We start from the raw sequence: 14,201 nt of genomic DNA on the forward strand, positions 1-14,201 counted from the left end.
TTGCCAAATTCTTGATGACGGGCCACTCGTCAGTTTCAGGCCCCATGACCCAGTTTCGCCTGCGTCTGGCGTTCGCGCGGCCCGCCATATTCAGCCAATTGCCATGCGATAAGGCCCGGTACATAAAACAGCAGATCGCGTATGCGACGCGCGCCGGCCAGCGCGAGGCACGTCAGCGCGTCGAAGCCAAAGATCGCTCCGATCAGCACAAAACCGCCTTCCTGCACGCCCAGACTCGCGGGCACCAGAAACGCAATGCTGCTGACAATCTGGATCAACGCTTCAATGACGCACGCCTGGGCGAATGTCGGCTCGGCGCCCAGCACGCGCAGCGCGAGCCAGATTTCGAGTGAAAAGCCAATGAATTGAATCGTTTGCCAGATGAATAAATAGCGCAGAACCGTCGCTTTGCGCCGCCATATTAACTTGACGGCCTGATCGATACGAACCGACTTTCCGACCAGTTCGACCAGTTTGCCGCTCGTCACCTGATTCATCACGCGCGCCATACGCTCGAACGGCCGTGCATGCTGCACCAGCGCAAACAGCACCAGAACCGGCACGGCCGCGCTAATACTCCAGAGCAGCGTGCTGATCGTATGCGCCGCGCCAGAATTCGACTGGTCGAGCACATACGCGCACGCGAGGAATGCAAACAGAAGCTGGCTGATCAACGTCAGTTGAATATCGACGACGAGACTTCCCAACGCACTCGCAGGACGCACGCCAAGACGATTGAGCAAGCGAAACGAGACGATTTCGCCGCCCACGCGCGCGACCGGCAGCAATCCATTCACCGACTCGCGAATCCACACGATCTTGAGCATCGTCAGCAAGGACGGACGCTCAGCGGGACGGATCAGCGTGCGCCAATCCCACGCGTTCGCCCACATCGGCATGACGTGAACACAGGCGGCGAGCACGAGCCCGAAACCCGCATCGCGCATCAGGCGCCATGTCGTTTCCGGATGTTCGCGCCAGACAAGAAACGCGGCGATGGCAAAACCGGCCAGCGCCGCAATACGACCAAGCTGCTTCATCAGTTACTTTCTCTTGCGTGAAATAGCCACTTCCGCTTATTCGTCATGGACGGGCGACAGCATGCCGTTGCCATCCACGCTGAAACGAATGCCGCGCCAGACCACAGCGGACGAACAGAAACTCGCGATATACACCACAAACTGCAGCATGTCGCAGAGCGGCAGATTCCACAACCCGCGCGTGCGGTTCTGCGTGGCGCGATCGACTCTGAGGACCAGCAGCACACGCGCCAGCAGCGCGGATGCCGCTATGCAGCATGCCGCCACTGCCCCGCCTGAAAACACGATCGCCAGCAGAGCCAGAGGAAGCGGATGCATCAACACAGCGCCCAGATGACCGGCGCGATCAGCCGCGCGTATCGTGCGACTCCAGCGCAATTCATGCTTGAAGAACGCGGCGAACGTGTCTTCCACGCAGGCGTGCTGGACCACCATCGGCGGAATCGCCACCGTCGCGCCGTTGCGGCGCACCGCTTCACCGAGCGCGTGATCTTCGGCAAGATGATGGGCGAATTGCTGCAGGCCGCCAATTTCATTGAGCGTCTGCCGCGTCATCGCAATCGTCTGTCCAAAGCAGGGACGCGCACGGCCAATCGCCACGCCCGTAATCACGCCAGGCAGAAAATGATAGTTCGTGAGTGCCGCCCCAACGCGTGGCCAGAAACCCGGCGCACATAGACCGCGATAAATCGTGGTCACAAGACCCACGCCGGGTTCGTCGAGCGTGCCCACGATCTGCCGCAGATACGACCGGTCGACGCGCACGTCGCTATCCGCGAAGCACAAAATATCGTGGCTGGCGTGTTCGAGCATGTTGACGAGATTGGCGATCTTACGGTTCGGCCCATAAAGCCGGCCGTCCGCGACCACGGTGATTTTCGCTTCAGGATAACGCGCACGCAGCGCTTCGACGCTCTTGAGCGCCGCGTCGTTCGCATCGTGCACGCCAAAGAGATACTCGATTTCTCCTTCGTAATCCTGATTGAAAAACGATGCAATGTGTTCGCGCAATTCCCACTCGTCGCCATGCAGCGGCTTTACCAGCGTCACGCCGGGAAAGTGCTTCGGCACCTTGACGCTACGCGAAAAGAAGCGGCCAACCAGGAAACTCGCCACCACCGTATAGACAATGCCGATCGAAGCCGCAGCGCCCAGCAGCGCAGCAATCGTGTCGAGGAATACATGCTCGACCTGAGGTGAGGCCAGGTCCCCCAGCGCCGTGACCACCACAGCGCCGAGGAGGAAAACGAGTGCAAGCGCTCGTAGGTTCGCGGGAAAAATACCCTTGCGCGAGCCTTTCATCATGCCTCGTGCGCGCGCAGGAAGCGGAAGAACTCCACGCCTTCGCGCAGACGGCGTTTCATCATGTCCCAGCTCGTGAGCATTTCGCGCACGATTTCCCAGATCTTCGACGGACGGAAATAGAACTGGCGATAAAACTGTTCGAGGTGGTGATAAATCTCCTCGCGCGACAGATGCGGATAACCGATCGCCGCCAGTTGCACGCCTTCCTTGCTCACCAGATTGATGACCTTGTTCTCTTCCATCCAGCCGTTTTCCACGGCCTGCTTATAGAGCGTCGTGCCCGGATACGGCGCAGCCAGGGAAACCTGAATCGTGTGCGGATTGATTTCCTTCGCGTACTCGATGGTCTTTTTAATCGTGTCCTGCGTCTCGCCCGGCAGACCCAGAATAAACGTGCCGTGAATCTTGATGCCAAGCTTCTTGCAATCGGCGCTAAAACGGCGGGCGAAATCCGTGCGTACGCCCTTCTTGATGTTCACGAGAATCTGGTCGTCGCCGGATTCGAAACCTACCAGCAGCAGACGCAGGCCGTTTTCCTTCATGACCTTGAGCGTCTTGTACGGCACGTTGGCTTTCGCATTGCACGACCACGTCATGCCGAGTTTGCCCAAGCCGATTGCAATCGCTTCGGCGCGCGGCAGATCGTCGGTGAAGGTGTCGTCGTCGAACATCAGCTCCTTGACTTCGGGCATGTTCTCGCGAATCCACTTCGCTTCCGCGATCACGTTCTCCACCGAACGCGTGCGATAACGATGCCCGCTGACCGTCTGCGGCCACAGGCAGAACGTGCAGCGCGACTTGCAGCCACGGCCCGTATAGACCGATACATACGGGTAGTTCAGATAGCCGATAAAGTAATTGTCGATCTTCAGATCGCGCTTGTAGATCGGCGCGACGAACGGCAATTCGTCCATGTTTTCGAGGATCGGACGCGCCTCGTTGTGCTCGATCGAGCCGTCTTTCGCGCGCCAGCTCAAGCCCTTGATTTCAGCAAACGGCTTGCCCTCGGCGATTTCCTTGCAGGTGAAATCGAATTCCTCGCGGCACACGAAATCGATTGCTTCGGTGGCCGTGAGCGAGTTGTGCGGATCGACCATCACCTTCGCGCCCACCATGCCGACCAGCAGCGAAGGCTTGCGCTTTTTCAGGTCTTCGGCAAAGAGCGCATCGGTGGGAAACGACGGCGTGCTCGTGTGAATGAAGACGAGGTCATAGTCCTGCGCGATCTTCAGCGTCTCTTCGACGCCGATGCCATCCGCGGGCGCATCGAGCACGCGGCTATCCGGCACGAGCGCCGCGGGCTGCGCGAGCCACGTGGGATACCAGAACGAGCGGATCTCGCGCTTCGCCTGATAGCGCGAACCCGCGCCACCGTCGAAGCCGTCATAGGACGGGGCCTGCAAAAACAGCGTTTTCATGTCGTCGATACTGCCGCGACAATGCGCGGACTTACGCCTAAAGGTGGGTTCCAGTTCGGACAGCCGCAGCGAAATCTTCCAGACGCGTTTCAATCCGCATGCAATCCACTTTCCATTAAGACCATGCGTTACAACAGACAACGGCCTTCTGGCGCTACAGCGTACGGATGCAGCCTGAAGAGAACCTTAGCTCCGCGGGCACAGCACGATTACCGTGCGTTACGACGTGCCCTTAACCCTCTAGTTTCATCGATGAATATGACAAACGCAGCAGCACAGGCTGCATGAAATCGCAGCCTTGTTTACCAGCCCGGACCGGGATCATGGCAGGCCAGCAGACAGCCCAGCGCCGACACCGTGCCCACTACGCCAAAGCCCGCGCCCAGCGCGAGGTTTCCAAGCGTCGTCGAGCAACCCTGCAGCGACATGGCGAGCACGAGCGCGAGTCCCAGCATCGGGCGTCTAAGCCGATGCGGAATAAATGAAGATTCTTTTGACATGATCCTGTCTCCGTCCCAGACGACGCATTACTGACAAATAGGACAAGAGCATAGCGATCACGCGCGCGCGCGATGCCGCGAGCTACGCGCAGCAATTGGAAATCCTTACAAGCTATTTCACGCGACGATTTAGATGAGAAAAGTTGTCATTCAGCACCGGCAGGGATCGCGCCATCTACGATGCATCGAATCGACAAATTAGCGCCTATAACGACGCTTGTAATACGCCAAAACCTTTCAATTAACCAACGTTTCGAAATTAGCGCTCGAGTTGGTTAGACTGCAGGTCTCAGGCCTTTGCAATCCGGCGTGCGCGCCGGAATCGGGTGGCTGAACACAACAACCAAGAGATATCCGTATGCGAACCGACGACAACCGGCACGGCGCCTGCGCGGCCCGTCTGCTGCGCGCCCCTCACGGCACTGGCTGGCATCTGCATGCGCCGCATGCCGCCCAACGCGCTGCCATGCTCCGCTTCGTCGGCGACCTCGGGAGACTGGCATGAGCGATACGCCCAACCGCCCGCCCGCAACGCCTGGCACCGCCATTCCGCCACCGACGCCTACACCGCCTGCCGCCCCCACGCCGCCGCGCAAACGCCGCACAGGCTTGATCGTGTTCGTGCTGATCCTGGTGGCGCTGATCGCCGCTGTGATTTTCCACGTGCTGCACGGCAAGAAACCCGCGCGTGGTGCAGCGCCGCAAGTGGTGACGGTTGCGCCCGCGACACTCGGCTCGATGCCCGTCACGCTCGATGCGCTGGGCACAGTCACGCCGGTCGCCACGGTGACCGTGCTGCCGCAACTGAGCGGCTATCTCACTGAAGTCGCTTATCGCGAAGGCCAGGACGTCGTCAAAGGCCAGTTCCTCGCGCAGATCGATCCGCGCCAGTACGAGATCAGCAAGGAGCAGGCCGAAGCGCAACTCGCGAAAGACCGCGCCTCGCTCGCGCAGGCACGCGCCGATCTCGAACGCTATACGCAACTCAACGAAAAGAAGTCGATCGCCGAACAAACCTATAGCGACCAGAAGTTCCTCGTCGCCCAGGACGAAGCGGCGGTGAAATCCGATCTCGCCAGCATCAAGCAATACGAACTCGACCTGATCTATTGCCACATCACCGCGCCGGTTTCGGGCCGCGTGGGTCTGCGCCTCGTCGATCCGGGCAATTACGTGACGGCCTCCAGTTCCACGGGCATCGCCGTGATCACGACGATGAAACCCACCACCGTGCAATTCACCGTGCCCCAGAATTCGCTGTCCGACGTGCTGCAACGCGTCAATGCCGGCGCAAAACTGCCGATCACGATCTTCAACAGCGAGAACACGAAACAGCTCGCCACCGGCACGCTCTACGCGATCAGCAACCAGATGGCGACCGCCACCGGCACGGTCACGCTGCGCGCGAGCGTCCCTAACGACGATGAAGCCCTCTTCCCCAACGAATTCGTCAACGTGCGGCTGCTGGTGGACACCTTGCAGAACGCCGTGCTCGTACCCACGCCCGCCGTCCAGTCGGGCGCGCCTGGCGACTATGTGTACCTCGTCAACGCCGATAACACCGTGTCGGTCCACAAGGTCACGCTCGGCCCGGGCGACGGGCAGCACACCGTCATCACAGCGGGCCTGAGCGCCGGCCAGCGCGTGGTGACCGACGGCCTCGACCGCCTCAACGACGGCACCAAAATCCAGCCCTCGAACGGCAAGCCCGCGGCCGCCGCCGGCGCGAGCGCGGCGCGCAAGGGCAACGCCTCGCACGCACGCGCGGTCTCCGCGCCGCCCGCTGCGTCGGGCGCGTCCGCCGCCTCCCAGGCCTCCTGACCCACGCCTGAGCGCCGATGAATATCTCGCGTATTTTCATTCTGCGGCCTGTCGCGACATCGTTGTTGATGATCGCGATGGTGCTGGTCGGTCTCGTGGCAATGAAGTTCCTGCCCGTGTCGTCGCTGCCCGCCGTCGATTACCCGACGATCCAGGTGCAGACCTTCTACCCCGGCGCAAGCCCGAGCGTCATGGCCACCACGGTGACCGCGCCGCTCGAAGTGCAGCTCGGCGAGATTCCGGGCCTGCAGCAGATGGTTTCGTATAGCTCCGAGGGCGCTTCGGTCATCACGCTGCAATTCGACCTCTCGCTCAACCTGGACGTGGCCGAGCAGAATGTGCAGCAGGCCATCAACGCCGCCAACAGCTTCCTGCCGAGCGGCCTGCCCGCGCCGCCCACCTACGCCAAGGTGAATCCCGCCGACCAGCCGATCCTCACACTCGCGGTCACATCGAAATCGATGTCGCTCACGCAGTTGCAGGACGCGGCCAACAACCGCCTCGCCACCAAGATTTCCGAAGTGCCGGGCGTGGGTCTCGTGAGCACGGCGGGCGGCAACGTGCCTGCGGTGCGCGTGGAAGCCGATCCGCAAAAGCTCGCGGCCTATGGCCTGAATCTCGACGATCTGCGCACGCTGCTCGCCAATGTGAACGTGAGCGCGCCAAAGGGCAATTTCGACGGCCCCGAGCTCGACTACACGATCAATTCCAACGACCAGATTTCCGATCCCAAGGACTACGAAGATACGGTTATCGCGTATCAGAACGGCTCGCCGGTTTTCATGCGCGACGTCGCGCGCGTCTCCACGGCGGCGCAGGACGTCGAGCGCGGCGCCTGGTACAACAAGCAACCCGCGATCGTGCTCAACGTGCAGCGCCAGCCGGGCGCAAACGTGATCGCCACGGTCAACCAGATCATGCGCGAGTTGCCGCAACTCGAAGCGACGCTGCCGGCCGGCATGAAGGTCACCGTGGTGTCGAACAGCGTCGGCGTGATTCAGGCTTCGGTGCACGACGCCGCGTTCGAACTCGTGCTCGCCGTCGCGCTGGTAGTGGCGGTGATTTTCGTGTTCCTGCGCAACCTGCCCGCCACGATCATCCCGAGCATTTCCGTGCCGGTCTCGCTGGTCGGCACGCTGGCGATGATGTACGAACTCGGCTATTCCATCGACAACCTTTCGCTCATGGCGCTCATCATCGCCACGGGCTTCGTGGTGGACGACTCGATCGTGATGATCGAAAACGTCGTGCGTTATCTGGAAGAAGGCGAAAAGCCCTTGCAGGCAGCGCTAAAAGGCGCGGGACAAATCGGCTTCACGATTCTCTCGCTGACGATTTCACTGATTGCCGTGCTGATTCCGCTGCTCTTCATGGGCGGCGTGATCGGCCGGCTCTTCAGCGAATTCGCCGTCACGCTCGCAGTGACCATCGTGCTTTCCGCCGTGGTTTCGCTCACCGTCGTGCCGATGATGTGCGCGCGCATTCTGCGCGCCCAGGCCGAGCGCCACCCGAGCCGCTTCGAGCGTATCAGCGAAGGCCTGTTCGACAAGACGCTCAACGCCTACGAACGCGGTCTGCGCTGGGTGCTCGATCATCAGACACTCACGCTGATCGTGTTCGTCGTGACCGTCGCGCTCACGGGACTGCTGTACGTGATCATTCCCAAGGGTCTCTTCCCCGTGCAGGACGTGGGCGTGATCCAGGCGATCAGCGTGGCGGACAACTCCGTTTCGTATCAGGCGATGGTGCGCCGGCAATCCGCACTCGCGGAGGAAATCCTTAAGGACCCCGATGTGGTTTCGCTCACCTCTTACGTGGGCATCGACGGCATCAATAACACGCTCAATAACGGGCGCTTCCTGATCAACCTGAAACCGCACGACGACCGCTCCGAAAGCGCCGAGGAAATCGCGCGACGCATTCAGCAGTCGGTTTCGAAGGTGGCGGGCATCCGGCTTTATCTGCAACCGGAGCAGGATCTGACGCTGGACACCACGGTTTCGCCGAATCAATACAACTTCGTGCTGCGCGGCCCGAATCAGGAAGCGTTCAATCAATACGTGCCTGCGCTGATTGCGAAGATGAAGCAGATTCCGTCGATTGCCGATGTCACGAGCGACCTGAACACCGACGGTCTTTCCGTCAATGTGCAGGTGAATCGCCAGCTCGCGGCGCGTTACGGCATCACCGCCGCGACCATCGACAACGCGCTTTACGACGCATTGGGCCAGCGCATTGTCTCGACCATCTTCCAGCAGTCGGATCAATACCGCGTGATTCTGGTGGCCAAACCCGAGTCTTTGCCCACGGTCGATTCGATCGGCGATATCTATCTGCCGAGCCAGACCGCGAGTTCAGGCCAGGTGCCGCTCAAGGGCATCGCGACGATCAACATCACGCGCTCGCCGCTGAGCATCAGCCACCTCGCGCAATTCCCCTCGGTGACGATCTCGTTCAATCTCGCCGATGGCGCGTCGCTTTCCTCCGCCGTGCGCGACGTCCGCAAGGCCGAGGCCGACGTGAAACTGCCGCCGTCGATTACCTCGTCGTTCCAGGGCGCGGCGCAGGCATTCGAAGATTCACTCTCTTCCGAAGTCTATCTGCTGATCGCCGCGCTGGTGGCCGTTTATATCGTGCTGGGCGTGCTCTACGAGAGCTACGTGCATCCGGTAACGATTCTTTCGACGCTGCCTTCGGCGGGCATTGGCGCGCTGCTGGCGCTGATGATCGCGGGTAAGGATCTGGACGTGATCGGCATTATCGGTATCGTGCTGCTGATCGGCATCGTCAAGAAGAACGCCATCATGATGGTGGACTTCGCGCTCGAAGCCGAACGCGTGCATGGCAAGCCGCCGCGCGAAGCGATTTTCGAGGCCTCGCTGCTGCGCTTCCGTCCGATCCTGATGACCACGCTCGCGGCCATGCTCGGCGCACTGCCAATGCTGCTGGGCAGCGGCACGGGTTCGGAATTGCGCCGCCCGCTGGGTCTGGCGATTATCGGCGGGCTCACGCTTTCGCAGATGCTCACGCTGTTCACCACGCCCGTGATCTATCTGTTCTTCGACCGCCTGGCGATTCGCTTTGGCCGCAAGCGCCAGCCTGAAGACGATGGCGATGTGGACGGTAGCAACGGCCCGGGCGAACCGGGCGGCCCGAACCCACCTCCGCGCACGCCCGCGCCCGAGGGTACGCCGTGAACCTCTCGGCGCTCTTCATCCGCCGGCCGGTCGCCACTTCGCTGCTGGCTATCGCGATCCTGCTTGCTGGCGCGCTGGCGTTTTTCCGCTTGCCGGTCGCGCCGTTGCCCAACATCGCCTATCCGGTGATCGTGGTGCAGGCCAATATGGCGGGCGCGAGCCCCGAGACCATGGCCTCGACCGTGGCCGAGCCGCTGGAGCGGCGCCTGGGCACCATCGCCGATGTCAGCCAGCTCACTTCGATCAACAACGTGGGGTCGTCGCTGATCGTGATCGTGTTCGGCCTGAACCGCGACATCAACGGCGCCGCGCGCGACGTGGAAGCCGCCATCCAGGCCGCGCGCGCCGACTTGCCCACGACGCTGCGCAGCAACCCGACGTACCGCCAGTACAACCCCGCAAGCGCGCCGATCATGGTGCTCGCGCTGACCTCGGACACGCTGACGAAAGCCCAGCTCTACGATTCCGCCGATTCGGTGATCATGCAGCAGCTTTCGCAGGTGGACGGCGTCGGCCAGATCACGCTGGGCGGCGGCGCGCTGCCTTCGGTGCGCGTGGAACTGCAGCCGGGCAAACTCAATAGCTACGGCATCGGTCTGGAAGACGTGCGCGCGGCGATCGGCGCAGCGAATGCGAACAGTGCGAAAGGCCATCTCGATCAGGGCGATCAGCGCTTCGTCGTCACATCGAACGACCAGATCAGCACGGCCGCGCCCTATCGCGATGTGGTGATTGCGTATCGCGACGGCTCGCCGGTGTATCTGCGCGACGTGGGCACGGTGCGCGACTCGAACGAAAACATCCGCAATGCGGGCCTTTATAACGGCAAATCCGCCGTGCTGGTGATTGTCTATCCGATGCCCGGCAGCAATGTCGTCAAGACCGTGCAGCAGATTCAGGCGCGCCTGCCCAATATCGAAGCCGCCCTGCCCGCGACCATCAAGGTGCACGTGGCCGTCGACCGATCGGAATCGGTGCGCGCATCGGTGGCCGATACCGAACGCACGCTCTTTATCGCCGTGCTGCTGGTGATCGGCGTGGTGTTCGTATTCCTGCTGTCGCCGCGCGCAACGCTGATTCCCGCCGTGGCGCTGCCGCTTTCCATCGTCGGCACCTTCGGGCCAATGTATCTGCTTGGCTACAGTATCGATTCGCTTTCGCTGATGGCGCTCACGATCGGCACCGGCTTCGTGGTGGACGATGCCGTGGTGGTGCTGGAAAACATCGTGCGCCACATGGAAGCCGGGCTCGATCCCAAAGAGGCGGCATTGCGCGGCGCGGGCGAAGTTGGCTTCACCGTGCTTTCGATGAGCCTTTCGCTGATCGCCGTATTTCTGCCGATCCTGCTGATGCCAGGCATCGTCGGCCTGCTGTTCCATGAGTTCGCGATGACGCTTTCCATCGCGATCATCATCTCGCTGATCGTCTCGCTGACTGTCACGCCCGCGATGTGCGCGTACGTACTCAAGCGCGAAAGCGAAAAGCGCGAACCGTCGCGCGTGGCCGTGTGGATCGACGCGCAGTTCGAGCGCTTCAAACAGTTTTATTCGAGCACACTCGACGCGGTGCTCGATCACGCGCTACTCGTGATCGTGCTGCTATTCGCGCTACTGATTGGCAATGTGTTTCTCGCGCGCCTGCTGTCCGGCACTTTCTTTCCCGAACAGGACACGGGCATTCTGATCGGCCAGATCATTGCGGACCAGAGTATTTCCTTTACGGCGATGGAGAAGAAACTCGCCCAGTTGCAGGACATCGTGCAGAAAGATCCTGCCGTGGCCTCGGTTGCGGGTTTCACGGGCGGACGCGCGCTCAATACGGCTAATGTCTTTATCGAATTGAAACCGCTTGCGCAGCGCAAGCTTTCGGCTACCGAAGTGGTCAACCGCTTGCGGCCCAAACTCAATGCGGTGTCGGGCGCACGGCTCTTTTTGCAGGCCCAGCAGGACTTGCAGATTGGCGGGCGGCAATCGGCGGCCGAGTATCAATACACGCTCACCAGCGACGACGCCGATGCACTATTCCTCTGGACACCAAAGCTTATAGCCGAACTGAATAAATATCGCGGCACGCTCACCGACGTCAATTCCGACCTGCAACAGAACGGCCTGCAGGCCTATGTGACCGTGAATCGCGCGACGGCCAAGCGCTATGGTTTCGATCCGAATCAGGTGGACAGCGTGCTTTACGATGCCTTCGGGCAGCGCACGGTATCGACGATCTATAACCCGATCAACCAGTACTTCGTGGTGATGGAAGTCGCACCGCAATACTGGCAGTATCCGCAGTCGTTCAACCACATCTGGTTAAGTACGGCGGCGGGTAATGCAAGCGGATCGGCGTCCACGCAGATGTCGAGCAGCACGGTCTCGGGCGTGACCGCCTACACGGCGCAAAGCACCACGACCAGCAGTACGAGCAGCACGAATTCGCGCAATGCGAACGCCGTGGCCAACCAGCAGAACAACGCGATTGCCAACAGCAAGGGCGGTAGTTCGAGCGGCAGCGCGGACAGTACCGCCGCCGAAACCATGGTGCCCGTCACCGCGCTGATGAACTGGACCACCGGCCACACCGCCACCCAGGTCAATCACCAGAGCGGCGAAGTCGCGGGCACGATCTCGTTCAATCTGCCGCAAGGCGGCTCGCTTTCGGAAGCCGGCGACATCATCGCCAAAGCGCAACGCGATATCGGCATGCCTGCGTCGATTCACGGTGCGTTCGCGGGCGCGGCCCAGGCTTACGCGCAATCGATGGGCACGGTGCCGCTGCTGATTCTCGCGGCGCTGGTCGTGGTGTATATCGTGCTGGGCGTACTCTATGAAAATACGATTCACCCGCTCACGATTCTTTCGACGCTGCCTTCGGCGGGCATTGGCGCGACGCTGGCGATGCTGATCTTCGGCACGCCGTTTTCGGTGATCGCGATGATCGGCATCATTCTGCTGATCGGTATCGTCAAGAAGAACGGCATCATGATGGTGGACGTCGCCATTCAATTGCAGCGTAAAGAAGGCCGCAACGCGCGCGATGCGATTCACGAAGCCGCCGTGGTGCGTCTGCGCCCGATCATGATGACGACGTTTGCCGCGGTGCTGGGCGCGGTGCCGCTGGCAATCGGCATTGGTCAGGGTGCGTCGTTACGCCAACCGCTTGGCGTGACCGTGATGGGCGGCCTGATCCTGAGCCAGGTCTTTACGTTGTACACCACGCCCGTGATTTATCTGTTCCTCGACCGCCTGCGCGCCCGCCTCGCCCGTTGGGCCGCACGCCTGCCCTGGAACCGCCAGGCCGATGAGAGCGCATCATGAAGATTCATCCTTTCGATTCCGATATACCCATGAAAGCACGGTCTGCCTTGCACCCGCTTCGCCTGCTGCCTTTGAGCCTCGCGCTGCTGATGAGCGGTTGCATGGTTGGCCCGGACTATCATCGTCCGCAAGTCAACGTGCCTGCGCAGTGGAAAGAACTGCCGGGCTGGACCCAGGCCGATCCGTCCGCCGCCGCAGGCCCTAAGGGCGAATGGTGGACCGCGTTCCAGGACCCGCTGCTCGACGAACTCGAACCCCTGGTGGCGGTCTCGAACCAGACCGTGGCGCAGAGCTACGCGAACTATCAGGAAGCGCTGGCCGAAGTGCGCGTGGCGCGCGCGAGTCTGTTCCCGACGCTGGGCGTGACCGGATCGGCCACGCGCGAGCGCTCCTCCACCAGCACGACCAGCGCACTCAGCAGCGGCGGCGCGCGTATTGTCAATTCGGGCTCGCTGGAAGCGAATGTGAGCTGGACGATTGACTTCTGGGGGCAGGTGCGCCGCCAGATCGAGGAACAATCGGCCACGGCACAGGCAAGCGAAGCCACGCTTGCGAATGCTCAGTTATCCGAACAGATTGCCTTGGCGAATGCCGTTATCGACCTGCGCGTGACCGACGCCGATATCGACCTGCTCACGCAAACCGTCGAAGCCTATAAGAACTCACTGCGCGTAGTGAGCGACCAGGATGCGGCGGGCACCGTCGCGCCCTCCGACCTCATCACCGCGCGCACACAGCTCGAGAACGCCCAGGCAAGCCTGATCGCACTGGGCGTTTCGCGCGCGCAATACGAGCACGCGATTGCGGTGCTGGTCGGCCGTAATCCCGAAGATTTGTCGATTCCCCATAACGGCAAGTTGCCGATCCTGCCGGCGATTCCCGCAGGCGTGCCCTCGACGCTGCTGCAGCGACGTCCCGACATCGCCACGGCGGAGCGGCAGATGGCATCGGCGAACGCGGCTATTGGCGTGGCGATTTCCGCCTATTACCCGACGATTTCGCTTTCGGCGCTCGATGGTTTTACGCAGGCGCCGCTCTCGGGATTACTGCACATCAGCAATTACGTTTGGTCGCTGGGCGCGAGCGCGACGGAAACCCTCTTCGATGGCGGCGAACGCAGCGCAGAAGTCGCGGCGGCGCGGGCGAGCTATAACGCGACGGTGGCGAATTATCGCGGCACTGTGTTGAGCGCGTTCCAGAGCGTGGAAAACGATCTTTCGGGCCTGCGCATTCTGGCGCAGCAAAGCGATGCGCTGGATGCCGCAGTGCGCGATGCGATCCGCGGTGCGCAGATCGCGCAGAACGAATATCAGGCGGGCACGGTCGACTACACGACGGTTGCGACGGCGCAGGCAACTCAGTTGAGCACGCAACAAAGTGCGTTGACGGTGCAGCAGTCGAGATTGCTGGACGCTGCAGCGTTGATCGGAGATCTGGGTGGCGGATGGACTGGGCAGTTGCATGATGCCAGTCATCCGCAGAAGGTCAGCGTCGATCCGGCGGCGAGTGCGGTGACCGATGCTGCAGCGCCGGTGCGGTGATCGTTCGCCAAGCCGTGCATTGCTGTCTGAGGTCAAAGTGTGCGCAATTGAAGGCCTGTTTTCGAGGC

The 14,201-nt window shown here is 61.5% G+C and carries 8 protein-coding genes; 4 read left to right on the top strand and 4 right to left on the bottom strand.

Annotated elements, in window-relative coordinates; translation table 11 throughout:
• Positions 1-35: 35 nt before the first annotated feature.
• From G3N59_RS26070 to G3N59_RS26085, 4 genes are all read right to left on the bottom strand, one after another.
• The gene (locus G3N59_RS26070) at positions 36-1,040 is read right to left on the bottom strand and encodes a lysylphosphatidylglycerol synthase domain-containing protein (protein ID WP_205985697.1); all 1,005 of its coding nucleotides are present in this window, start codon (positions 1,038-1,040) and stop codon (positions 36-38) included.
• Between the two features lie 36 nt (positions 1,041-1,076).
• Positions 1,077-2,345: a bacteriohopanetetrol glucosamine biosynthesis glycosyltransferase HpnI gene (hpnI, locus tag G3N59_RS26075; protein WP_241024125.1), complete on the bottom strand. Its 1,269-nt coding sequence runs from the start codon at positions 2,343-2,345 to the stop codon at positions 1,077-1,079.
• The gene (gene hpnJ, locus G3N59_RS26080) at positions 2,342-3,763 is read right to left on the bottom strand and encodes a hopanoid biosynthesis associated radical SAM protein HpnJ (protein ID WP_205985698.1); all 1,422 of its coding nucleotides are present in this window, start codon (positions 3,761-3,763) and stop codon (positions 2,342-2,344) included. Before hpnJ ends, hpnI begins: the two co-directional genes overlap by 4 nt.
• Positions 3,764-4,065: 302 nt before the next feature.
• Complete coding sequence (locus G3N59_RS26085) at positions 4,066-4,263, bottom strand: hypothetical protein (protein ID WP_205985699.1); 198 nt, start codon at positions 4,261-4,263, stop codon at positions 4,066-4,068.
• A gap of 501 nt (positions 4,264-4,764) precedes the next feature.
• Here G3N59_RS26085 and G3N59_RS26090 point away from each other — a divergent pair.
• The 4 genes from G3N59_RS26090 to G3N59_RS26105 are packed head-to-tail and all read left to right on the top strand — an operon-like array spanning position 4,765 to position 14,133.
• Positions 4,765-6,084 (top strand): efflux RND transporter periplasmic adaptor subunit, encoded by a 1,320-nt coding sequence (locus tag G3N59_RS26090; RefSeq protein WP_205985700.1) that lies wholly within the window; start codon positions 4,765-4,767, stop codon positions 6,082-6,084.
• Between the two features lie 17 nt (positions 6,085-6,101).
• Positions 6,102-9,281 (top strand): efflux RND transporter permease subunit, encoded by a 3,180-nt coding sequence (locus G3N59_RS26095; protein WP_205985701.1) that lies wholly within the window; start codon positions 6,102-6,104, stop codon positions 9,279-9,281.
• Positions 9,278-12,592: an efflux RND transporter permease subunit gene (locus G3N59_RS26100; protein ID WP_205985702.1), complete on the top strand. Its 3,315-nt coding sequence runs from the start codon at positions 9,278-9,280 to the stop codon at positions 12,590-12,592. The genes G3N59_RS26095 and G3N59_RS26100 overlap by 4 nt, the downstream gene beginning before the upstream one ends.
• Before the next feature lie 29 nt (positions 12,593-12,621).
• Positions 12,622-14,133 (top strand): efflux transporter outer membrane subunit, encoded by a 1,512-nt coding sequence (locus tag G3N59_RS26105; RefSeq protein WP_205985703.1) that lies wholly within the window; start codon positions 12,622-12,624, stop codon positions 14,131-14,133.
• Positions 14,134-14,201 lie beyond the last annotated feature (68 nt).

The organism is Paraburkholderia sp. Ac-20340, assembly GCF_017104965.1.
Lineage (GTDB): Bacteria > Pseudomonadota > Gammaproteobacteria > Burkholderiales > Burkholderiaceae > Paraburkholderia.

Bases quoted from the DNA above. Each gene is read 5' to 3' on its own strand.
- G3N59_RS26095 (WP_205985701.1), top strand. From the start codon at position 6,102: ATGAATATCTCGCGTATTTTCATTCTGCGGCCTGTCGCGACATCGTTG.
- hpnJ (WP_205985698.1), bottom strand. From the start codon at position 3,763: ATGAAAACGCTGTTTTTGCAGGCCCCGTCCTATGACGGCTTCGACGGT.
- G3N59_RS26070 (WP_205985697.1), bottom strand. From the start codon at position 1,040: ATGAAGCAGCTTGGTCGTATTGCGGCGCTGGCCGGTTTTGCCATCGCC.
- hpnI (WP_241024125.1), bottom strand. From the start codon at position 2,345: ATGATGAAAGGCTCGCGCAAGGGTATTTTTCCCGCGAACCTACGAGCG.
- G3N59_RS26085 (WP_205985699.1), bottom strand. From the start codon at position 4,263: ATGTCAAAAGAATCTTCATTTATTCCGCATCGGCTTAGACGCCCGATG.
- G3N59_RS26105 (WP_205985703.1), top strand. From the start codon at position 12,622: ATGAAAGCACGGTCTGCCTTGCACCCGCTTCGCCTGCTGCCTTTGAGC.
- G3N59_RS26090 (WP_205985700.1), top strand. From the start codon at position 4,765: ATGAGCGATACGCCCAACCGCCCGCCCGCAACGCCTGGCACCGCCATT.